Source organism: Paenibacillus sp. OK003 (assembly GCF_900109515.1).
In the GTDB taxonomy this organism is placed as follows: domain Bacteria; phylum Bacillota; class Bacilli; order Paenibacillales; family Paenibacillaceae; genus Paenibacillus; species Paenibacillus marchantiae.
The window spans coordinates 31,163-53,120 of the sequence record NZ_FOBD01000018.1 but is presented as its reverse complement, the minus strand read 5'-3'; the positions used below and the strand labels follow the sequence as shown (position 1 = coordinate 53,120).

At 45.0% G+C, this 21,958-nt stretch carries 21 protein-coding genes and 1 tRNA gene; 1 reads left to right on the top strand and 21 read right to left on the bottom strand.

The genetic code is table 11. The features are described from left to right. From rplI to rpsF, 18 genes are all read right to left on the bottom strand, one after another. Nucleotides 1-444: a 50S ribosomal protein L9 gene (gene rplI / locus BMW94_RS24075; RefSeq protein ID WP_091001352.1), complete on the bottom strand. Its 444-nt coding sequence runs from the start codon at nucleotides 442-444 to the stop codon at nucleotides 1-3. After that, nucleotides 441-2,429: a DHH family phosphoesterase gene (locus tag BMW94_RS24070; protein ID WP_091001351.1), complete on the bottom strand. Its 1,989-nt coding sequence runs from the start codon at nucleotides 2,427-2,429 to the stop codon at nucleotides 441-443. The genes rplI and BMW94_RS24070 overlap by 4 nt, the downstream gene beginning before the upstream one ends. A gap of 11 nt (nucleotides 2,430-2,440) precedes the next feature. Then, a complete protein-coding gene (locus BMW94_RS24065) occupies nucleotides 2,441-3,361 on the bottom strand; it encodes a DUF2232 domain-containing protein (RefSeq protein WP_254790342.1) in 921 nt (306 codons plus the stop codon). Beyond that, entirely contained in the window at nucleotides 3,358-3,660 is a 303-nt protein-coding gene (locus BMW94_RS24060) for a MazG-like family protein (RefSeq protein ID WP_024629547.1), read from the bottom strand. The genes BMW94_RS24065 and BMW94_RS24060 overlap by 4 nt, the downstream gene beginning before the upstream one ends. A 264-nt stretch (nucleotides 3,661-3,924) precedes the next feature. Then, nucleotides 3,925-4,350 (bottom strand): CBS domain-containing protein, encoded by a 426-nt coding sequence (locus BMW94_RS24055; protein WP_063567369.1) that lies wholly within the window; start codon nucleotides 4,348-4,350, stop codon nucleotides 3,925-3,927. Between the two features lie 184 nt (nucleotides 4,351-4,534). Then, nucleotides 4,535-5,566: an LCP family protein gene (locus tag BMW94_RS24050; RefSeq protein WP_091001350.1), complete on the bottom strand. Its 1,032-nt coding sequence runs from the start codon at nucleotides 5,564-5,566 to the stop codon at nucleotides 4,535-4,537. 321 nt (nucleotides 5,567-5,887) lie between these two features. Then, nucleotides 5,888-7,477, bottom strand: coding sequence for an MFS transporter (locus BMW94_RS24045; RefSeq protein WP_091001349.1), 1,590 nt, complete (start codon nucleotides 7,475-7,477; stop codon nucleotides 5,888-5,890). 243 nt (nucleotides 7,478-7,720) lie between these two features. Then, on the bottom strand, nucleotides 7,721-10,141 hold the full coding sequence (locus tag BMW94_RS24040) for a S9 family peptidase (protein ID WP_254790349.1): 2,421 nt from the start codon (nucleotides 10,139-10,141) through the stop codon (nucleotides 7,721-7,723). A 123-nt stretch (nucleotides 10,142-10,264) separates the two neighbouring features. Beyond that, entirely contained in the window at nucleotides 10,265-11,155 is an 891-nt protein-coding gene (locus BMW94_RS24035; RefSeq protein ID WP_091001347.1) for a D-alanyl-D-alanine carboxypeptidase family protein, read from the bottom strand. 253 nt (nucleotides 11,156-11,408) lie between these two features. Then, a complete protein-coding gene (locus tag BMW94_RS24030) occupies nucleotides 11,409-13,235 on the bottom strand; it encodes an oligopeptide ABC transporter substrate-binding protein (RefSeq protein WP_091001346.1) in 1,827 nt (608 codons plus the stop codon). 19 nt (nucleotides 13,236-13,254) lie between these two features. Further along, complete coding sequence (locus BMW94_RS24025; protein WP_090952625.1) at nucleotides 13,255-14,160, bottom strand: ABC transporter permease; 906 nt, start codon at nucleotides 14,158-14,160, stop codon at nucleotides 13,255-13,257. A gap of 29 nt (nucleotides 14,161-14,189) precedes the next feature. Continuing rightward, on the bottom strand, nucleotides 14,190-15,152 hold the full coding sequence (gene opp4B, locus BMW94_RS24020) for an oligopeptide ABC transporter permease (RefSeq protein WP_090952627.1): 963 nt from the start codon (nucleotides 15,150-15,152) through the stop codon (nucleotides 14,190-14,192). Nucleotides 15,153-15,159: 7 nt separating this feature from the next. Further along, nucleotides 15,160-16,092 (bottom strand): ABC transporter ATP-binding protein, encoded by a 933-nt coding sequence (locus BMW94_RS24015; RefSeq protein ID WP_091001345.1) that lies wholly within the window; start codon nucleotides 16,090-16,092, stop codon nucleotides 15,160-15,162. Nucleotides 16,093-16,096: 4 nt separating this feature from the next. Beyond that, a complete protein-coding gene (locus tag BMW94_RS24010) occupies nucleotides 16,097-17,095 on the bottom strand; it encodes an ABC transporter ATP-binding protein (protein ID WP_091001412.1) in 999 nt (332 codons plus the stop codon). Nucleotides 17,096-17,827: 732 nt separating this feature from the next. Continuing rightward, the gene (locus tag BMW94_RS24005) at nucleotides 17,828-18,421 is read right to left on the bottom strand and encodes a M15 family metallopeptidase (RefSeq protein WP_091001344.1); all 594 of its coding nucleotides are present in this window, start codon (nucleotides 18,419-18,421) and stop codon (nucleotides 17,828-17,830) included. 217 nt (nucleotides 18,422-18,638) lie between these two features. Beyond that, nucleotides 18,639-18,911, bottom strand: a complete 273-nt coding sequence (rpsR, locus tag BMW94_RS24000) for a 30S ribosomal protein S18 (RefSeq protein WP_017691433.1) — start codon at nucleotides 18,909-18,911, stop codon at nucleotides 18,639-18,641. Between the two features lie 56 nt (nucleotides 18,912-18,967). After that, the gene (ssb, locus tag BMW94_RS23995; protein ID WP_091001343.1) at nucleotides 18,968-19,456 is read right to left on the bottom strand and encodes a single-stranded DNA-binding protein; all 489 of its coding nucleotides are present in this window, start codon (nucleotides 19,454-19,456) and stop codon (nucleotides 18,968-18,970) included. 51 nt (nucleotides 19,457-19,507) lie between these two features. Beyond that, a complete protein-coding gene (gene rpsF, locus BMW94_RS23990) occupies nucleotides 19,508-19,801 on the bottom strand; it encodes a 30S ribosomal protein S6 (protein WP_024629534.1) in 294 nt (97 codons plus the stop codon). A gap of 201 nt (nucleotides 19,802-20,002) precedes the next feature. Between rpsF and BMW94_RS23985 the strand changes: the two genes are divergently transcribed. Beyond that, nucleotides 20,003-20,197, top strand: a complete 195-nt coding sequence (locus BMW94_RS23985) for a YjzC family protein (protein WP_091001342.1) — start codon at nucleotides 20,003-20,005, stop codon at nucleotides 20,195-20,197. A gap of 420 nt (nucleotides 20,198-20,617) precedes the next feature. On the opposite strand, the gene BMW94_RS23980 is transcribed toward BMW94_RS23985, so the two are convergent. The 3 genes from BMW94_RS23980 to BMW94_RS23970 all read right to left on the bottom strand — a co-directional run bounded on the left by BMW94_RS23980 (nucleotide 20,618) and on the right by BMW94_RS23970 (nucleotide 21,958). Then, nucleotides 20,618-20,708 (bottom strand) — tRNA-Ser (locus BMW94_RS23980). 112 nt (nucleotides 20,709-20,820) lie between these two features. After that, nucleotides 20,821-21,030, bottom strand: a complete 210-nt coding sequence (locus BMW94_RS23975) for a DUF951 domain-containing protein (protein ID WP_091001341.1) — start codon at nucleotides 21,028-21,030, stop codon at nucleotides 20,821-20,823. Beyond that, on the bottom strand, nucleotides 21,020-21,958 hold the full coding sequence (locus tag BMW94_RS23970; RefSeq protein WP_091001340.1) for a mechanosensitive ion channel family protein: 939 nt from the start codon (nucleotides 21,956-21,958) through the stop codon (nucleotides 21,020-21,022). Before BMW94_RS23970 ends, BMW94_RS23975 begins: the two co-directional genes overlap by 11 nt.

The following is a 21,958-nucleotide window of genomic DNA, read 5'->3' as shown; positions in this document are numbered from 1 at the left end:
TTACTCCTCCGTTACCTGTACCTTCAAGGTAGCCTTCACTTCAGGGTGAACCTTGACGGTGACTTGCGTTACGCCGAGTGTGCGAATAGGCTCGTCCAGTTCAATTTTGCGTTTGTCGACTTTCAGACCTTTCGTTGCCAGAGCTTCTGCGATTTGTTTGCTCGTAATTGCACCAAACAAACGGCCACCTTCGCCGGATTTTGCTTTCAGTTCAGTCACTTCAGCTTCCAGCTTCTTAGCCAGAGCTTCCGCTTCTGCTTTCTCTTCCTGCTTACGTCTGTCTTCCGCTGCCTTCTGGTTGTCCAGTGTTTTCATGTTTCCGTCTGTTGCTGGACGTGCAATTCCCCGTGGCAGAAGGAAGTTCTGTGCGTATCCCTCGGACACTTCCTTCACTTGTCCTTTTTTGCCTTGACCCTTCATATCTTTTATAAAAATGACTTTCATTCGAACAAACCCTCTTCCTTTTCGATTTCAGCCAGTACGTTCGTCAGCCGTTTTTCCGCCTCTCCAAGCGTTCCTTCAAGCTGCACGGCAGCATTCGTCAAATGTCCGCCACCGCCCAGTCGTTCCATGACCACCTGAACATTCATGCGCCCCAGCGATCTCGCGCTGATTCCAATCAGTCCATCCGGTCGTTCACTAATGACAAATGAAGCGATCACGTCGGTCATATTAAGCAATGTGTCCGCCACTTGGGCGATCATCATCTGTGGAATCTTGTTGCCAGGGTCCGTGACCGCCAGCGCAATGTTCCCGTATACCATTTTAGCATGCTTTATGATTTCTGCCTTAGCAATATATTCTGAAAGATCTTCTTTCATCAGCCGCTGGATCATAATGGTGTCTGCGCCACTGCGACGAAGGAAGCCTGCCGCTTCAAACGTTCTCGATCCCGTGTGAAGTGCAAAATGCTTCGTATCCACCGTAATTCCGGCTAATAACGCCGTCGCTTCCAGCGGAGTGAATTGTACCTTGTCATGAATATACTGAAGAAGCTCAGTTACCAGCTCTGCTGCCGATGATGCATAGGGTTCGAGATAGATCAGCACTGCATCGTTAATGAATTCTTCACCCCGACGGTGATGATCCACAACCACGACACGCGTAGCGGATTGAACCAGCTTCGGCTCCATTGTCATGGATGCCTTATGTGTATCGACAACAACAAGCAGCGTATGCTCCGTCATCATCTGGGTAGCCTGTTCCGGCGACACAAAAGCTTTGGACAGCTTCTCATCCTTATTCACCTGTTCCATCATGCGTTCAATGGAAGGGTTGGGCCCATCTAGCACAATTCGTGCCTCCACATTGTATAGACTCGCCGCTTTCCATACCCCAATAGACGCGCCAATCGCATCCATATCAGGCATTTTGTGACCCATGATAATCACTCGGTCGCTCTCCTGCATCAGATCACGCAATGCATGGGCGATAACCCGAGCTCTTACCCGAGTACGTTTCTCCACTGCGTTGGATTTCCCACCGTAAAAGGACAACCGCTGTCCAGATTTGACGGCAGCTTGGTCACCACCGCGGCCAAGTGCCATATCCAGACTGGACTGAGCCAGTTCTCCCATCTCACTGATGGTATCCGAACCAAATGCCAGTCCCACACTTAGTGTCATCGGCACCTTAAGATCAGCCGTCATCTCCCGGACTTCATCCAGAATGACAAATCGGCTCTGCTCCAGTTCCTGCAAAGACTTATAATTCAGCATCATGAGATAACGATCAGAGGACAGGCGGCGCAGGTATACCTCATACCGCTTCGCCCAGGACGTGATCTCACTTGTTACGCGGGCGATCAGTGCAGTCCGTTGCTGGTCGTCCATACCCTGGGCTGCTTCGTCCAGGTTATCGAGAACCAGAATGCCCAGTGCCATGCGTTCATTCTCATATTTATCACGAAGAATGGCGAGTTCCGTAATCTCGTAAACATATACATACCGCTCCTGCGGGTTATGGATGACTCCGTAATATCGATCATCCAGTTGGAATTCGTCATGAAGTTCCTTGGACGGCTCCTTGGTCCCATCTTTTCTCTCCTTCGGTTGAGGAAGTTTGGGAAATAAATTTTGCAGCGGATTGCCTACCATCGTCTTCTCTTGGAACATGTCCGCGACGAAGCGATTATGCCACTCTACGGTACGATCTTCGCTGTACAGCACAATACCGAATGGGAGCATGCTGACCGCTTCCCCCTCCATCCGCTTGATCCGAATGGAAAGGCCATTAATGTAGTCGTTAAGCTCACGACGGAACGCGAGCTCCGCCTTAATCATGACGATTCCCAGCGCCGAAGCCAGTATCAGACTAATCAAACCAAGCGTCCAGTTGTAGATGGTCACGAACATAACAAGCAGAAGCAGCAGTATGAACGCCCATACGGTATAGTAGCCGTGCCAGCGTTTCTTCAGAAATTTAGGCATGACTCATCACCCTATCGTTTTGGTTTCGATATTGCCTCGCGAAGCGGGAACGCCAGATCGATAATCCCGATAATCCGCAGCGGTCCAATGAAGAAGACTGCCGCCGCCAGCAAATACGGTACAACCGGATTCCATTTCTTTGCATGTGAGAGAAAGAAGAAGAAGCCGATGGCTTGAATCATGAAGCCCAAATTGATTAGAGGCGACAAGTTCATGGCAATCATGGTCCAGTACGTTCCGTCACTCTGCCTGGATATCACTTCGAACAACAATGCCAGGAAATAATACCAGATCAGGGCACGCGGCATACGCCATTCACGCACAGGTGGAAATTTCGGAACAACCACGCCCATAACGTTCAGAATCGGACGTGCAATGAGATGTGTGATTAGAGCCATGACCAGAGACGTGACCACTAAGGCGAATGGAATCATGAGCTGCGTCTGTCTTGCAACATCCTGAGTCATTTCAGGTGTCCATACAAACCCATTTACCATCTGACTGGATGTATTCGTCAGCGGTTCTATCGTCAATCTGACCACATCATCAATATAACTCGACAGATCAAACTGGAAGATTACACTTCCAATCAACAGGAGCAACAGATATTCGGCCAGCATGGCTCCACTTCCGGCCATTAAGGCGAACAGGGCCGATTTCTTTTTCTTGTACGCATTGCCCATGACGATGGCGGGCAGGGTGAACAAAAGCAGTAATAACAAATAAATCGGACTAAATATGACCAAAATAATCGCCACTGGGACGAGATGCCATATAAATGATTTTACCGGTAATGAAGCAAACAAAATAACTCCTGGTATCATCATGAAAAATATGGCCAATACCGATAAAGGAGTTAACAGCGAAAGTAGCAAGAGCAGATAAACTACGCTCCAGACAGCTGATTTAAAGCTAAATTTCAACAAATTCACCTCTTACGCATGTGATCTTCTAGCGCGGAAATATCCTGGTACCAATCTTCCAATTGGTGACCTTCCTGTTTATGCTTTTTCAATTTCTCAACAAGCAGTGCATCCAGATCCTTGAAAGGAATACCGAGCCTGCGGCCCAATATGTAACTACTCATCATCAAACTGGCGAGACTGTCCCCGATTCGGGTTGTACTGCCTTCCCATAACGCTTTGAATAATCGGGATACCTGATCAAGTACTTCAGTTTTAAGCCATTCAATCACTTTAGCGCGTTTGGCTACATCCAGTTCTTTAGGCATATTGGCGAAAGTCACTCTCCCCCGAAAAAGCTTTATTCTCCATTATAGCATAAAAAGGGGGGCCGCAAAATTACCCCAAAAAGCGGAGAAGTCCTCCGAAACTTATCTCAGGTACTTTGCGGGGACCCCGTACAACGAATTCATATTTGATCTTGTCAGAAATTCATTTAAGTTCGCGCTTGTTCAGCTCTTCTTAAGTTTAACATGATACCGGACGGCTTTGATTATCCACGCTGTTGCAACAATATCGAAATTTATTTCTACTTACTTCACTTTCATCGATTCCTTGGCTACAATACCTTCGCAATACTCAATAATCTGACTCCGTCTTACGATCCCAATGAAGCGCTCCATATCATCTACAACCGGCACAAAGTTCTGCACTTTGGCCAGATTAATCAAATCCTCCATGTTGGCTTCAATGGATACCGGCTTGATATCCAGCCGAAGTGGAACGTCTTTGAGCAGAAATTTTGAAGCGTTTTCAAATGTAATCTTTCCCTCGGCGTTCTTCATATACCACAACAGATCACCTTCGGTAACCGTGCCAATATACTTGCCTTCCTTATTCAAAATGGGCACCGCCGTGAACCGATGATACTCCATCCGTTCCAGCGTTTGCCGCAGAGTAGAATCCGACGTTACGCACGTAACTTCTTGTTTGGGCAGCAAAAAAAATGCGATGTTCATACCCTTACGTATCCTCCTTGTGAATTTCATCATTCAGCTTATTACATTCAACTTACATAGTACGCATTAGAACGCAAGATGTTCCAAAAGGGAAGGATTCCTTCTACAAAGTAAAAAAAACAGCAGCCCGCCAATAAACGCACTGCTGATCCTTGTCTAAAACATAACGTCTGTATGGAATTGGTTACTCGATCTTCTGCCGGTCAGGAATCATCACTTCACCGGCTGGGGTCGACTGATCCATCCAGTTGTTAATCAGCTCTTTGGCATATTGGACGTCTTTCTCATCTGCCTTGCCATAATAAATTCCGTCTTTCCGCATCCCTTCGCCCAAAATAGTGAAGCTTGAGATTTGCGGTTTTTCCTGAGTCAGTACCTGCTTGGCCAGATCAATAATGAAGGAAGGCTGCATATCCGTCTGGAAGCTGTCTCCCATAATCTGAATCAATTCCGGAATTTTGCTGATGGCGTTCAGATTAAGCATCTCATTCGCCATCGCATTCAGGAAGATCTGCTGCCGCTTAGTACGATTAAAATCGCTATCCTCACGGTATCTTACATAGTAAAGTGCTTCCTGACCATCATAGATCGGCTTACCGCCTTCTATTGTGAATTGCACATGTTCAGGGTTCTTGTTCACAATGTCCTCATCAATCGGCAGCTTCACGCCACCAAGCGCATCAACGACTTTTTTGATCCCGTCAAAGTTAATCGTTGCATAGTAACCCACATCCGCATCGAGAAATTTCTCCACCGTATTGATAGACATATTCTCCCCACCGAAGGCGTAGGCATGCGCGAGCTTGTCATAATCATCCTCGCCATCCTTGTTGGCATCACGTCCAACAATCTGCACATAGGTGTCACGAGGAATGGAGACCAGGAGTACGCGGGATTCTTTCGGACGAACAACGGCATAGATGACCGTGTCTGAGCGCCCACGCGTTTTCTCATAAGCACGTTTGTCTGAGCCTAGCAGCAACACCGAGAACGGTTCTTTGCGATAGACTGTCGGGTCAGGCGTATTGTTGCCCTCCTGCGGCACATAGGAACGGGACAATTGATCTTCAACTGAACCAGCGAGAAACAGATCGAAGGCCGCTACAGCAAGCTGCTGACGAAACAAATAGCCCCCGATTAACAAAACAACGAGCGATACGAGCGTTATATATAGACCTTTTCTTCTTTTCTTCTTATCTTTAGTTCTGCTTGTCATCCATCGATTCCTTCTTCACTGTCAAAATGAAATTCGATACTACTGGTATATAAGTTGATTTTAACTTGTCCTGACCCCGCAACGGTACAGTGCTAATTAAATCGTACAACTTATATATTTACCATTAAACGTGCGCAATGGCTTGTGACACGGTGTTCTCTGATGTTTTCTCTATCTCAAAAGAAAACGCCGCTCACGCTCGTTCTATTGTAATCATTGCTGGGTGATGAAAAGTTACAATCCGGTTAAATTGAAAAGAACAGCGCTCCTTTTTTACTGGCAAAAGGTGCACTGTTCTCTTGATGTGGAATGTCCATCCATTCAGTTTGTTGATGCTGTCTCCACCCGATTCCTCTTCTCCTTATGACGCTGACGCCCTGTAATAAACGCGGCCACCAGTGTGAGTACACTGAAAATAACCGCAGACCAGAACAGTCCACTATAACCCTCGCCGATTGTCTGATGAAGAGCCTGTAGCAGCACATCTCGAATGCCCGGATCTGGGATTTGGGATAGTCCTTCGGTTAAGCTGGAAATATCGCTTCCTGAAGCTGCACCGCCAGATGCATATTGTTGAAGCGCTTCGGGCGGCACCTGAATGCCCTGATCTGTGAGACCCTGTTGAATATTGGAACCCAGGTTGGAGAAAGAGCGAGCCAGGAAACCGGCAAAAATGGTTGGCGCGATCGCCATAGCCATCTGACGGAACAAGGAACTGGTCGCTACCGCAATGCCCTTGTTGTTCTCACCCGCTTGCTCAGTAACGAGCACGTTCACGGGAGCTCCCAGCATCATACCGAAGCCAATCCCCACGAGTACACTCGCAATCACGAATTGCCAGATATGTTCTACCCACAGCGGGAAGAGCAGGAAGCCGATAGCCGACAGCAATCCGGCTACAGATAACGTCCAGATTGGCCCTTTACGGTCAACCAGATAACCGCCACCACCCGCACCAATGCCTGAAGCCAGGGCAAGCGGTGTAAACCAGTAGCCGGAGGCTGTGTTGGACACCCCGAGGTATTGCTCAACAAAGCCTGGAATGAAGATCACAGATGCCAGAATGGCTCCTGAGAAAAAGGCAATCAGCAGCGTCCAGCGAAAGGACGCTATGCCCAGAAGCTGTGTAGATACAACAGGTTCACGCTGTGATCCTTCCAGCCTTTTTTCAAGAAAGTAGAAGAGGACCAGAATGACCACACCTGCCAGGAAGAAACCATAGAAATTCGGTGAGCCAAGACTTTGCAGCATATTTACGCCATCCAGATTGCTGAAGCTGTACATCAGACTAAGCACACCCAGCGTCAGGACCGCGATACCACTCCAGTCCACCGCCTTACGGCTCAGCTCCTGTTCTTCATGAATATAACGGATACCCGCAATAAACAGCAAAATGGCGATTGGTACGTTGATCAAGAATAACCAGTGCCAATTCCCCGTAATGTCGAGGATAAAAGCACCGATATTCGGCCCAAGAATTGCGGCAACCCCGTTCATACCTCCCAGAAGACCCAAGGCTGTGCCCTGACGCTCCGCTGGGAACTTGCTTAATACGTAAGAACTCGCAATGATAAAAATCCCGCCACCACCCAGCGCCTGGATGACACGAGCAATCAGGAAGAAGGTAAACGATGTGCTTAGCGCAACGAGTAAAGACCCGATTCCGAACAAAGCCACTTCAATTAGAAACAGCTTCTTGCGTCCATAACGGTCGGAGAGCTTACCCGCAATGGGCACACTCACCGCAAGTCCGAGCGTATAGAGCGTGATTGTCCATGCTCCCCATGTCGGCGACACGCCAAACGACGCATTTAAAGTCGTCAGGGACGACGTAATAATTCCGTTATCCAGCGCAGCCATAAACACCCCGATAGCAAATAGGATAAGCGGCCATTTCATTTGTTTTTGCATTACATGTTTCCTCCTCCATCAGATTGCAATCCATTAGCGTAAGGCTGTAATGATACATATATATTAAACCGAACCGAACATTAATGACTCACTGGTCATTTTAAAACAAAATGAATGCATATGTCAATTTGTTAATATGATTTATGCCATTGTACACCATGTCCATTCAACATCGGACTCACAAAATAAAACCGTCCCTCAGGTTGGATGGAACCCGTGGGACGGCCTTCTTGATGGACTAACCTACTGCTGCATCAGGTGACGATTCAGGAATTTCTCAATGGCACGATACAAATCCAATTGATTTTCAACATTGCCGAAGCCATGTCCTTCATTCGCTTTTAACATATAAGGCACATCAACTCCACGCTTGCGCAGAGCCTCCACAATTTGATCAGACTCAGCCTGTTTGACACGCGGATCATTTGCGCCCTGAACCACGAACAATGGAGCTTTCATCTGATCGATATGGAACAGTGGTGAGACAGCTGTCAGCAGCTCCTTGTCTTTCTCCGGATCACCCATACGTTCATAGAACATGTTGCGCTCGGACTCCCAGTAAGGTGGCAGTGAATCCAGCAGCGTGAACAGATTGGATGGTCCAACATAGCTAATTCCTGCGGCATACACTTCTGGTGTGAATGCCAGTCCTGCCAGAGCAGCATATCCACCATAAGATCCACCGTAGATGGCTACACGCTTCGCATCAACCGTTCCCTCTTCAACCAGCCAATTTACGCCGTCTGTGAGATCGTCCTGCATCGCTTTACCCCACTCTTTGTTGCCTGCATCCAGGAATTCCTTACCGTATCCAGTAGAACCACGGAAATTCACCTGTAGTACAGCATAGCCACGGCTTGCGAGAAATTGAATTTCCGGATTGAAGCCCCACGAGTCCCGGGCCCAAGGTCCGCCATGCGGAACAACTACCAGTGGCAATTGGGAAGCCTCGGCTCCTTGTGGGAGTGTCAGATAACCATGGAGGGTTAAACCGTCACGCGATTTGTACGTAATGGGTTTTACATCCGACATTTTACTCTCATCAATCCAAGGTGCCGCGTCAGCTAATTTATCCAGCTTACCCGTCTTGGAGTCGTAGAAGTAGTACGTACCCATGGATTTATCGCTATACGCAATGAACAGAACCTGACCTTCTTCACTTATGTTTGAAATGCTTACTTCTTTACCCGGAACTTTTGCCTGAATATCCTGCATCAATTTTTTGTAATCATTGTCGAAGTATTCATAGTTAACCTTGTCCGTCTCATAGACAGCAGCAAGGATTGTGCCTTTTTCTTTAGAAGGAACGAAACTGGATACATCCACATCCTTGTTTTCATAGATGGTTTTCGTTACTTTTTTGCTGCTTGGGCTATATTCGACAATCGCTGTTTTATCCCGCTCTAAATTGGATACAGCATAGATGTTTTTGTTATCATACGTGAACATCACTGGAGCAAATGTTTCTCCAAGCTTGGTGGTCATCAAATTTTCGAATGGTTTATCTTCCGATTCACGATACATCAACGAAGAGACATTACCATCACTCGATATGGCCACACGGATTTTACCCTCATGGTCTGTTAGCCAGCCCGTAATATTGCCTGGGTTCTCTGCGGCAAGCACAGCCTCACCTGTCTTGATATTAATCCGGTACACATCAAAAATCCGCGGATCACGTTTGTTCATGCCCACTAGAATCTCATCCGGAATATTCTCCAGGGAGTCTACCAGAATCGCTCTTGTATTCGGATATGGTGTCAGATCCTTGCTGTTCTTCCCATCGATATCCGTTACATAAATATGATAGTTCTCGTCCCCTGCTTCATCCTTTACATACAACAGCTTATCCTTTGTCGCCCATACAAATCCTGCTATACTGCGCTCTGTCTCACTCGTGATACGTACTGACTTGTCCTGACCATTCTCTTTCACCACAATATTCATTCGGTTGTTCCAAGGCTCCATGTAAGCCAGATGTTTACCATCCGGAGACATCTGGAAGCCTGCTTGAGCCGGCTGTTTGAAGAAGTCTTCCAGAGGTGTGACACCTTCTGACTGCACATCAAGTCCAAGAGCGAGGTACAGCGCATCAGCAAACTCACCATGGGTCACTGAATTTTTGGCGTTAAACGCACTGCCTTCAATAATAAAATGCTGCTTCAGACGAATCGCATCCTCCGTATGTACCTTCGGAATTTGCGCCATATCACTGTATACAACCTGAATGCCATTATCCTTTAGTTCAAATGCCCGAGTAAACAACGATGCCATCTGTGCTCTTGTGAGAGGTGCATCTGGTGCATATCCTTTGACTTGTCCTTGAATAAGACCACTTTGCTTCAGCGCGTAAATGGCAGGAGCAGCTTCATCCTTAGCCAATACATCTGCAAAACCTGTAAGAGACGCTGGAGCATCCAGTTTAAGTACACGCTGCAGGATGATCGCGGCCTGAGCACGAGTAATTGGCGATTGTGAGTCTTTCATTCCATCTGTTGTGCCATCTATGTATCCCAGTTGCTGTAGTGTCTGTGATGCCTTCGAAGCAATGGATTCAGCGACTGTCGCCGTTGGCTTCACAGCTTCTGCTGCCTGGACCGCTGGTTGAATCAGAGCGATGGACATCGCCATGCTAAGTGTGAGAGCATATACCTTTTTACTCATTGCGTTCAATCTATTTCCCCCTTTAAAGTGAATTACATTATAATTTGGGATTATACGTAAATTATTTTACCATGATTCACCATAGGATAACAGCGGTAGAACCCTCAAGTTCCATTCTCCCCCTTACTTTGAACCGGAAAATCCATAATTGAATAGCTTTCGTGTCTCGATAAAACGTCCCTCACGACTATCCGAACCCAGTACAACGGAGATCAATCGCTTGCCATTACGCTCCGCCGTTCCAACGAAGTGATAGCCGGAATCCTCATCATATCCGGTCTTCAATCCATCGTTTCCATCGTAAGCATAGGGTCCGCCAATTGAGGACAGCATCCAGTTGGTGTTGCTCATGTACATTCCCTTTTGGTGCATCGACACCTGCATTTGGCTGGAGACTCTCAATATTTCGGGATAGTTATTCAGCAAATAACGTGCAAGCTTGCATGCATCTACGGCGGTCATTACGGTCTGCCCTTGTAATTCCTTCGGACGGTTCGGACCAAGTCGTTTTTCGCTTAAACCTGTTGCATTGGTAAACACTGTTTTGTCGGACAGTCCAATCTCTGTAGCCTTCTGATTCATCTTTTGTGCAAAAGTCTGCTCTGTGCCACTGATATGTTCAGCCAGAGCAATAGCGGCGTCATTCGCGGAATAGACGGCTACAATCTGGAATAGCTCCTGTACAGTGAATTGCTCCCCTTGTTTCAAACCCAGGTGGCTGCCACCTACTGAACTTGCATACAGGCTGATATTCACAGAGTCGTCCCAACGCAACTCTCCGTTAATCACAGCTTCCATTACAAGCAGTTCTGTCATCAGTTTACTGATTCCTGCAGGCGCAATCTGTTCAGAACCGTTAAAGTTCATTAGAATCTGCTCGGAGCTCATATCCATTAGTACAGCCGATTCAGCTTTAATTGCCGGTTTGCCTACCAGCATGTCCGGTTTTACACCCAAATATATAATAACGAGTAGAGCCAGCAGCATTCCTGCCCGTATCCACCATTTTTTCATCGGAAAATCACCTCTTACAGATATAGACGAAGTGAAGAGGCATTTTGTCTGCAATTTTTATAAAAAAAGTTAAATTTTTTTTATTTTTTTGTTACCAAAAAAAACATGGATCCCATACCCCCCATGCCAGAGTGTACGGAATCCATGTTTTACAAGACTTTTTCTATTCATACCTAGAAGAATCTTTTCAATTAGATCTAGCAACCGAATTCTTAAAAGGACCCCAATCCTTATTGTTGCTAATGCTTTTTTATTACTCTGCTACAACCGCTTTATCTGCATTAACTTGAATGTCATTCAGATATAAACCTGTTCCGTCACCAATCGCATAGTTCATTACACGTTTGTTAACCGGTGCTACAACAGCACGGTACAATGTCGGGAATACAGGAACTTCATCAACCATGTACTGCTGCCATTGATTGTAGATCTCTTTACGCTTGTCTACATCAAACGCTTCAGCAGATACACCTTGTGCGAGCAATTTGTCATTTTCTTCGCTAGAGAATCTGGAGAAGTTATACAGTGCATCACGGCCATACAGACCTGCTGGATCTACGTCAATACCCACGCCCCAAGCAGCTTGATATACATCAATATTTGGATCATCTTTACCTGTGTTACCTACACGGTCATAGAAATTGTTGAACTCAACCATTTCCAGGTTTACTTTCAGACCGATTGCTGCCCACGATTGAACGTAGTAACGTGCCAGTGGTTCAGCTGTGTCGCCACCTGTCATCGATACAAAGTTAATTTCAAGTGGGGAACCGTCCGGTTTCGTACGGAATTCACCATCCAGTTTGTAACCTGCTTCATCCAGCAATTTTTTCGCTGCTTCTGGGTCATATGCAACACCCGGATTGTTAGAATCATGGAATTCTGGGTGAGACGGCGGAATCAATGTTGTTGCATTCCAACGCAGACCGTTATAGAAACGTTTACCAACTTGGTCGTTATCTACAGCAAGCCACATTGCTTTACGCAGATTTTTGTCAGCCATTTTTGCATCTGGGTTTGTTACAACTTTGCCGTTGTCAGCATCCCATGTGCCCAATTTGAAACCAATGTAGGTGTAAGCACGATCGATTGCACCTAGGAATTCAACGTTGGACATATTAGCATTGTCTTTATATTGATCTGTGGGGAATGAATCCACGAGGTCTACCCCGCCAGATTTCAATTCTTGAACAACCGTTGTTGGGTTGATTACTTTCAAAGTCACTTTGTCCAGTTTTGGAGCTCCACGCCAGTAGTCATCGTTTTTAACGAAAGTTACAGACTCACCTGGAGTGATTGTTTCCACTTTGAATGGACCAAAACCGATTGGCTTTTCACGTACTTCTTTGGAAGAAGACATTTTCGCTACATCCATATCACCGAAGATATGTTTAGCCAGTGGATATGTCCATACGCCACCTGTCAGCAGTGAAGGTGTAGATTCCTTATACGTAATGCTGATTTGTTTTTCGCTAAGAACCTTGATTCCAGAGATCGTTTTTGCTTTTCCAGCGTGATAATCATCCATACCTACTACACTTGTAAAGTTGGAATCGTAACGTGGACCATCATAAGCCTTGTTACCGATCACTTCATAAGCAAACTGCAAATCTTCAGCTGTTACAGGCTTGCCGTCATGCCAGTTTACATTATCACGAATGGTCAGTGTGAACGTTTTACCATCTTCCGATGTTTCATACGTTGCTGCACCATCGTTGGTATATACATAGTCTTTGTCCCAAGTCAGCAAACCTTCATCAAACCATTGCAGAACATTTGCATCCGGGTTGCCCGAGTAGAAGTTAAAATTCAATGTTCCTTCAAACGCAGTATCGGATACCAGTCCATATGTGATGGACCCACCCTCGATTGCAGTGCCTTCATTCGTTTTGACATTGTTGAAATCTTCGATAGAGTAAACGCCCTCTTCTTTAGTAGGCTTCTCCTCTGTTTTCTTTTCCCCTGTGTTCGTAGAAGGCGTTGGTGTTGCCGCCTCTTTCTCCGAGCACGCCGCAAGCGCAAGTACGAAGACCAACATCATCGTGAAAAATAGTCCCCGTGAAAATAATCCCTTTTTCATGAACCTTTCCTCCCTTTTTTTAACCTCTTCTTTGTCTTGCATCAGTCGCACGCTTCAGGGCTTGTCCGACATTATTTATACTCAACATCAATAACAGAATTAGTATTGACGCAGGTAGCCATATCCACCATCTGAATTCCAGTGTTTGCGGATTACGAGCATAGCTTACGAGTGTTCCAAGACTGGGTGTACTTTCTGGGAATCCAAATCCCAAGAAGGAAAGTCCCGATTCGAGGCCAATGTTGGCAGCGAGATTCAACGTCATCGTTACGATGATAATGGAGCTAAGATTAGGAAGAACCTGTGAGAGCATAATTTTCAGATGGGACGAACCTAATGTTTTTGAAGCTTTTACATAGTCCAGTTCCCGTTCCTGTAATGCTTTGGAGCGGATCAACCTGGCAATCCCCATCCAGAGAAAGGCTGTCATAATTAATGAGAAAGATACAATATTATATTTGGGTACTGCAGTAACAAACGCGATAACGATCATCAGCGTTGGAAGAATCATGAAGAAGTCAACAACCCGCATAAACAAGTTATCAATCATTCCACCGAAGTAACCGGATAGCAGGCCAACCAGGATACCTATACAACCAGTCATTAGCGTGACGATAATACCTATGGTTAGAGAGTTACGCGTACCGATGATCAGTTGTCCAAACACATCGCGACCGCCGTAATCAGTCCCCAGCCAATATTGCGCGGAAGGAGGTTCATACAATGCGAACAAATCTACTTTAACAATTTCAGCTTGATCCAGGATCAAAGAAGTACCATAGACCAGCAGTATGACCAGTCCCAAAAATATGAGCGAGATTAGTGCCACCTTATCTCTGACAAGCTCCCGCCACAAGATACTCAAGCTGGAGGGGCTCTTATCAATCTTCTGTGAAGTTATAACGACATCATTGGCCTTGCTCATCTTATTTTCACCCCGAAATCTTCAAGTTCTTACTTGATCCGTATACGCGGATCAACAATACCCAGAATAATGTCAGACAGCAACGATCCCAGGATTGTAGCTATGCCATATAACAAGACGAGCGCAGTTACTACACTGAAATCCCGAAGAGAAATGGAATTCAGGAACAACTGTCCCATACCTGGATAACTGAATATGCTCTCAATGAAGATGGTACCTCCGATAAGTCCCGTAATCTCATAACCGAAAAATGCGGCGATCGGCAACAGGGAGTTTCTTAATATATGCCTGTTGTAGATTCGAGATTCCGAGGCGCCCTTGGCTCTCGCAGTAAGAACGAATTCCTTGTACTTGATATCAATAATTTCACTACGCAAGTATTGGACGGTAGATACTGTTGCAATTAATGCCATTGATAATGCTGGTAATAACAAATGATAGAATTTGCTTGTTATATAGCTGAATGTCCCTGGCGTAAGTCCAGGTTCCACGCTTCCTCCGGTTGGGAACCAGCCAAAATGGAATCCAAATATCCATAACATCACCAGTGCAAAGATAAACAACGGGGCTGCAAAGCCCAAGTAGGTGTAACCAGTGATCAACCGATCAGACCAAGTATCGTTGTAACGACCACTGATAATGCCAAGTGGAATGGCAATCAGATAAGTAAACACGAGTGTCGCCAGTGCAAGCCAGAACGTATTGGCAACACGCTGACCAATCAAATCAGATACTGGCATTTTGAATCGAAAAGATTGTCCGAAATCGCCTTGTGCAGCATTTTTGATCCAATCCCAATATTGCACATACCATGGATTGTTTAATCCCAGTCGTTCCCGCTGTTCCTCCAGCGCTTTTGGATCTATACTCGGATCGAGTAATCCGGTAAGTGCGTCTCCAGGCATCGCCTTTGCCAGTAGAAAGACCAGCAGGCTAAGCAAAAAGATCTGAGGAATCATAATGATAATTCTGCGTACTATCGTTTTCCACATATGGTCTTCAACCTTTCTGAGGTAGAGCTACTCGGTGAGTATCGGAAATGGATTGGAGCGAGTATGCCAGCCCTTCCTCATCAAAGAAATTTCGGTATGAATTTTCATAGTCGGATTTGACCTGCTGACGGAAGGCTACCATTTCTTCACGTTTGGTTGGGTCCATATCCGGAATGGCTGCAAGTAAACGCTTGGTATAAATATGTTGTGGATTCTCAAAAATATCATCCGTCGTGCCCTGCTCCACATATCGGCCTTTATACATAATTCCGATCTGATCACACATATGGCGGATAATGCCGAGATCGTGACTGATGAACAGATAAGTCAGATTTAACTCTTTTTGAATATCCTGCATGAAGTTGAGCACCTGAGCTTGCACGGATACATCCAGTGCGGATACTGGCTCATCTGCGATGATCAGTTTGGGCTTCAATGCAATCGCACGAGCGATGCCAATCCGCTGCCGCTGTCCTCCGGAAAACTCATGAGGGTACTTATAGATCGACTCTGGACTCAAACCGACCTTCTCCAGAAGGTCTCGGACCTGACGTTTCTCTTCCGTAGCTGTCAGACGTTCATAATTACGGAATGGTTCAGCAATAATGTCGATAACCCGTTTCTTGGGATTTAACGAAGAGTACGGATCTTGGAAGATCATTTGTACATCCCGCTGCAGTTGTCGGTCTTTACGCCGCTCGGTAGCCAAATCTTTTCCGTTAAAAAGAATTTTTCCATCCGTCACGTGGTTCAAACCAATAACGGCTCTACCTGTAGTCGTTTTGCCTGAGCCTGACTCACCTACAAGACCGTACGTTTGCCCCTGCTCAATGGAGAAGCTCACATCATCAACCGCTTTGATGTTGCCAATCTCACGCTTGAGCAACCCTCCGCGAATCGGAAAGTGTATTTTTAGTCCTTCTACTTCGAGTAATGCCATTATGTTATTCCTCCTCAGCTTGATCAGGGAAATGAAAGTGCTGATAACAGGTGCACCGTACAAAGTGACCTGGCGCAATTTCATGCATCTGTGGGTTTTCTTCATGAGCCGAATCATTTATCCATGGAATTCGAGCCTTGAATCGGCACCCTTGGCGAGGAAGATTTTTCAGTGATGGAACAATGCCTTGAATGACATGAAGCTTCGATTTTTCTTCAGAAATAGTAGGAATAGAGTTTAGTAGAGACCGTGTATATGGATGCTTGGCATCCGTCATTAGAGTATAAATATCTGCAATCTCCACAATTTCTCCTGCATACATAACTGCCACGCGATCAGCCATCTCGGCAACAACTCCCAGATCATGTGTGATCAGGATGATTCCTGCGTTAATCTCGTTCTTCAATTCACGGATAAGCTCCAGAATTTGTAGTTGGATTGTAACGTCAAGCGCTGTCGTTGGTTCATCGGCAATCAGCAATTCAGGTTTATTGGCAATCGCAATCGCGATAACAACTCTCTGTCTCATACCACCCGATAGTTCGTGAGGATACTGCTTGTATAATTGTTCGGGACGCGGAATCCCTACTTGATTGAGTAAATCAATGACTTTGTCTTTCTTTTCTTTCGAAGATAGCTTGGGTTGATGCAGTGTCAGAATCTCTTCGATCTGTTCACCGATCACCATCAGAGGATTTAATGCGGAAAGTGGGTCCTGAAAGATCATCCCCATCTCTTTACCGCGGAGTTTGTTTAACTTGTTGGGAGATATATTCGCTATATTCTGCCCTTTGTACAAAATCTCACCATCAATTTTGGCTTTGTTATGCAGGCCCATAATGGAAAAAGCAAAAGCACTTTTGCCTGATCCTGATTCTCCCACAATAGCCAATACTTCATTCTTTTTAACCGTAAGGTTAACGTGATCAACTGCTGCATAATAGTCATCTTCAATTCTGAATGATGTAGTTAGATTTCTGACTTCCAATAGCTCTGTATTCAAATCAATCACCCTAACCCCATAATTTCTGCAGACTGTATTCATGTGTAGAAGAATGCATCCACTGTATATTTCCATGTTCTTGAAGATATCGAACGAAAGTGTATACAAAATATCAAATCATTAGGAGAATCCATTTTTGACTACTGCTATTTAGACCGATGGTCAATTAATGCTGATAATTCCTAGCGGAATAATAAAGCAAAATAATTAATGTAATCATACGTGTAAATTTAGGTGACGTCAATGCTTATTTTGAGATTTTTGGTATAAATGTTTTTTATAGCACAGTTCTGGGTATTAGTTATACTTTAAAGGGAATAGATCAAGGAATTTCAGAGCCAGTCAGATACTTTCAATGGTAGAGTTTGAATCTTAAATATACCGATTATCTAAATACATGACATTAGCATTACACAGTATGTGTAGTTAAATGTTATAAATATAGATATAACAAACTATTATGTTAGGTATGAGGGAATTGTAGAGGAAATACTTTGTTTGGAAGTGAAATTGGTTTCTAGCCAAATTTTGTGCTTTTAGAGGTGTGATTTAGATACTACTAAAGGATTGGAGTTAAATTTCTAGTTATTATAGTATAGTTTCATTTAATCGCTTATGTAAAGAACAAATTGTCATCTTTTATCATTTATTTTACAAAAGCAAGCAAAAAGCCCTGCAAAATGCAAGGCTTTTCTAATATTTATACATATAGATGTATATATAATATCGTAATTACTGCGTATCCGGAGGTCTTTTCCCACGCTTCAAATCGTTGATGCTTAATCCAAAGTCCATCTGCAAGTGAGGATAATCCGGAAAGTTAGCCCAATCTCCTCCCCACGTAAACCCTAGTTCTTTGGCAAGTTCCACAACTTCCAGCCAATCTGGCTTTCCATTGCCGTTATCATCACGTTCCATATCCCACACTACATCTCCTTCAGGAGTCCGCAACGCAAAATCAATGGCTAAACCATAGTTGTGATAGGACTCTCCCCCTTTGGCGTTGGTAACAATATTTCCGGCATTGGAACGTCCTTGATTATAGAGGGCATCTTGTTCGTCTATGCTGCGAAAATCATGTGTAATCACGATTTCAATTCCTCGTCTAGCTGCCTTTCGAACCAACAACTTCTCACTTTCCGCGACTACCGGGTGAAGTCCAGTGATCGGCACTGCTTCTTGTACATTGGTCCGTGGCCAAATATCATAGGTATCTCCTTTTTGCTGTAACCATACATATATAATGGAAAGCAACAACGTAGCTACGATCCAAAATCGCAGACTACTCTTGCGTCTCGGTTTTACTTTACGTTTAAATGTATTCATGCTCTCTCCTGATGGTGGAATCTATATTCGTTCATACTCACGCTTCCTGATATCGGCAATATAATAGACTCCATTATAAATCATTTACGTCTTAATTGCTTCTATCCCGCAGCTCTTTGCGAAATCCAATTACCAGGAGAGAAGCAACCTTAATTATTTCAAATGCAAAAAAGCAGCCGGCTATAAGCCGACTGCTTTGTATCCATACTGAGTAAGACTACTCAGTTGTGTATGGCAGCAATGCGATTTGACGGGAGCGTTTGATGGCAATCGTCAGCATGCGTTGATATTTAGCGCTAGTACCTGTTACACGGCGTGGCAAAATTTTTCCGCGCTCGCTGATAAATTTACGAAGCAAGTCCGTATCTTTATAATCGATGTGAGTAATTTTGTTAGCTGTGAAGAAGCACACTTTACGACGTTTATTACGGCCGCCACGACGTGCCGGTCTTTTATCGTTGTCTCCGCCTTCTCTTTGCTTGAAGCCCATGCTTTTCAGTCCTTTCCTATCATGTAACCCATATCTCATTAGAGTATCGGCTCACGTTAAAATGGCAAATCATCATCCGATATATCAATCGGTTTTCCGTCATCGGAAAAAGGATCCTGATTGTTGCTACGCGAATTATTGTTATTGTTCGCGCGCCCGCCGCCTCCATAAGAAGGCTCTTCACGCATCGGTTGACCACCACCGCCGCCACCATTATTATCACGGTTAGCTGACTCCAAGAAACGGACGTTATCGGCAATGACTTCGGTCACGTATACACGTTTTCCTTCGTTATTCTCGTAATTCCGTACTTGAATGCGTCCTTCGACTGCAGCTAGGCGTCCTTTGCGCAAATAGTTTGCACAAGTCTCAGCAAGCTGTCTCCAGGTTACGACCGGAATAAAATCCGCTTCCCGTTCTCCCCCTTGGCTTGTAAACGGTCTGTCCACTGCCAAAGTAAATTGCGTAACTGCTACTCCAGCTGGAGTATAACGCAACTCAGGATCCCGGGTTAACCGGCCGATCAGAATGACACGGTTCAACAATGTAATCCCCTCCTTCAGAGCGTATTGGTGCGTTGATCACGAGTTGTCGTCTTAAGCAGACTTAACGTCGTTTGTAATGAGATAACGAATTACTTCGTCAGAAATCTTCATGAGACGCTCAAGTTCAGTAACTACTGCTGGTTCAGCAGTGAAGTGTACCAAAACATAAACACCATCACGGAATTTCTTGATCTCATACGCAAGACGGCGTTTACCCATAACGTCGTGAGCTGTAACTTCACCACCGCCGTTGGAGATGATGCCTTGGAATTTATCGACTGTAGCTTGAACAACTTCTTGCTCAACATCAGGACGAATAATGTACATCACTTCATATTTGCGCATAATTTTCACCTCCTTATGGACTCTGGCCCTCAATCTAGGTTGAGAGCAAGGAACGAGCACAAACTCGAACTATATTAATATAACAAAAATGATGTCTCAATGCAAGCAAACGTTCCCTCTTCTTATTACACATGATCATAACTCCAATGGAGCACACTACAGAAGCAACATTGGAATCCATTACGCCAAGGAGGTTTTATCATGGGTGAAAGAACCGAGTTTGAACAAGGAGACAAAGCTCCAAACGATGGTGAGTACACCGAGGTTGGTGAGAAGAGCTTTCATACGGAGATTAACAATCCGAAACGGGTAACCCTTCAAAAGGGTGAAGCTTTCCCCGAAACAAGTAATCAAAACCGCAAGTGGAAAAAGCTCACCAAAGCCCGCGTCCACTAAACGTAAAGATTTTTTCAGACTGCTGTATATAAAACGTACTAATGCACATAATACAATCAGGCGATGCACGAGAGAGGTGTGGTTCCGTTGGACAACGAAGCCGAACATTCACTGTTGGAGATTCATCACGTAATTTAAGAAGCAAGATGGTTGTGTGTAAGGCCTTTGTCTGAAGCACGAGTATTGCTACTCGCAGTACACCAAGTTTCTGATCGTTACGACCGATTGTTTCCTAACAACCGAATGCATCGCCGAATGAAGAGCCCTTAGGGGCTCTTTGTTTTTTCGATTACAAAGAAATATGGCACAACAAAATTAAAAATAAGAAGACCTTCCAGCTGGAAGGTCTTCTTGCATGTATAGAACTCAACACACGTTGAGTAAGTTGTTCAATTACAATTACAAAGCAATATCTATTAGTGGCGGAAAGGGTGGGATTCGAACCCACGCACGCTGTGACACGCCTAACTGATTTCGAGTCAGCCCCCTTGGGCCTCTTGGGTACCTTTCCGCAGCAATAATGATTATAGCATGATCATTTACAGAACGCAATACTTAAGCTATGCCTAAATGTAAACGTTATTATGGAGTGCGAAAAGAGTAAACATTAACCGATTTTTTCATTAGGATTCAGCCGAATCCTCTGTCGAACGAAGTACCTTTTTCATGTTTTTCTCGAATTTCGCTCTGGGAATTAATACGCTGTGTTTACATCCTACACATTTGATGCGAATATCCATGCCCATCCGGATAATCTCCATCTCATTGCTGCCACATGGATGCTGCTTCTTCATCTGCACAATGTCCCCAAGCTGGAAACTTTTACGCTCCACCTATGCCATCCCCCTCATCCTTCTCCTGCGCTGCTGCTTGCTCTAATGCTGCCTGATTGCTCATCTCATGATACTCCAGTGTTTTCTTCACATCACTCTGAATTTGACGCTCTACAGATGCCCTGGAGTTCGGCAAGCACTCAGCAACAATGCGAACCACATATTCCGAGGTAGACATCGACTGAATCCCAAGCACGTCAGGCACTTTAACGATGTTCAGATCACGATCCTCAATCCCAGTCAACGCTCGTTTCACCAAGTGCACTGACTCATCCAGGGTCTGTTCACCCTTCATCGGAATGTCCACAACTGCAAGGGAGTTCGACATCGAGAAATTGGTTACACTTGCAATCGTACCATTTGGAATGATGTGCACCTCACCCTGCCAGCTAACCAGCTTGGTTGTTCTCAAGCCAATGACCTCAACCGTTCCTTTATAGGTACCTGTTTGAATAACATCACCTACTGCGAATTGATCCTCCAATATAATGAAGAAACCGGTAATAACATCCTTCACCAATCCCTGGGCACCAAAACCGATAGCCAGTCCAAGTACTCCCGCACTCGCTAACAATGGTCCAACTTTCACGTTGATCTCAGATAACAGTAACAGAATCATAATAAAATTACATGTTATGGAGGTCGCATTTTTCATCAACTCTCCCACCGTTATAAATCTCCGCGGATTGACGCGAATCTTGCCTTCCTGCTTACGTGCCATCGTGCGATCTATAATACGTGATACAATCCTGATTACAATACGTGTAATAATGAAAATAATAACGATGCGGATCGAACTGAACAGAATATTAAACCACATATCTGCATCAGCGACTTTATCCCATAATTTATCTGTCCAGCTTATAGCACTTTTTACAGCAGTCTCCGCTGGCCCATCTCCTCCTGTAGCAAACTTAAATGGCAACAT

What these genes read in the sequence shown, in the direction of transcription:
- BMW94_RS24015 (WP_091001345.1), bottom strand. Translation starts at nt 16,092, where the DNA reads ATGGCATTACTCGAAGTAGAAGGACTAAAAATACACTTTCCGATTCGC.
- BMW94_RS24035 (WP_091001347.1), bottom strand. Translation starts at nt 11,155, where the DNA reads ATGAAAAAATGGTGGATACGGGCAGGAATGCTGCTGGCTCTACTCGTT.
- rpsR (WP_017691433.1), bottom strand. Translation starts at nt 18,911, where the DNA reads ATGGGCTTCAAGCAAAGAGAAGGCGGAGACAACGATAAAAGACCGGCA.
- BMW94_RS24060 (WP_024629547.1), bottom strand. Translation starts at nt 3,660, where the DNA reads ATGCCTAAAGAACTGGATGTAGCCAAACGCGCTAAAGTGATTGAATGG.
- BMW94_RS24070 (WP_091001351.1), bottom strand. Translation starts at nt 2,429, where the DNA reads ATGCCTAAATTTCTGAAGAAACGCTGGCACGGCTACTATACCGTATGG.
- BMW94_RS24055 (WP_063567369.1), bottom strand. Translation starts at nt 4,350, where the DNA reads ATGAACATCGCATTTTTTTTGCTGCCCAAACAAGAAGTTACGTGCGTA.
- rpsF (WP_024629534.1), bottom strand. Translation starts at nt 19,801, where the DNA reads ATGCGCAAATATGAAGTGATGTACATTATTCGTCCTGATGTTGAGCAA.
- opp4B (WP_090952627.1), bottom strand. Translation starts at nt 15,152, where the DNA reads ATGTGGAAAACGATAGTACGCAGAATTATCATTATGATTCCTCAGATC.
- BMW94_RS24045 (WP_091001349.1), bottom strand. Translation starts at nt 7,477, where the DNA reads ATGCAAAAACAAATGAAATGGCCGCTTATCCTATTTGCTATCGGGGTG.
- BMW94_RS24005 (WP_091001344.1), bottom strand. Translation starts at nt 18,421, where the DNA reads ATGAATACATTTAAACGTAAAGTAAAACCGAGACGCAAGAGTAGTCTG.
- BMW94_RS23985 (WP_091001342.1), top strand. Translation starts at nt 20,003, where the DNA reads ATGGGTGAAAGAACCGAGTTTGAACAAGGAGACAAAGCTCCAAACGAT.
- BMW94_RS24050 (WP_091001350.1), bottom strand. Translation starts at nt 5,566, where the DNA reads ATGACAAGCAGAACTAAAGATAAGAAGAAAAGAAGAAAAGGTCTATAT.
- rplI (WP_091001352.1), bottom strand. Translation starts at nt 444, where the DNA reads ATGAAAGTCATTTTTATAAAAGATATGAAGGGTCAAGGCAAAAAAGGA.
- BMW94_RS23970 (WP_091001340.1), bottom strand. Translation starts at nt 21,958, where the DNA reads ATGTTGCCATTTAAGTTTGCTACAGGAGGAGATGGGCCAGCGGAGACT.
- BMW94_RS24025 (WP_090952625.1), bottom strand. Translation starts at nt 14,160, where the DNA reads ATGAGCAAGGCCAATGATGTCGTTATAACTTCACAGAAGATTGATAAG.
- BMW94_RS24030 (WP_091001346.1), bottom strand. Translation starts at nt 13,235, where the DNA reads ATGAAAAAGGGATTATTTTCACGGGGACTATTTTTCACGATGATGTTG.
- BMW94_RS24040 (WP_254790349.1), bottom strand. Translation starts at nt 10,141, where the DNA reads ATGAGTAAAAAGGTATATGCTCTCACACTTAGCATGGCGATGTCCATC.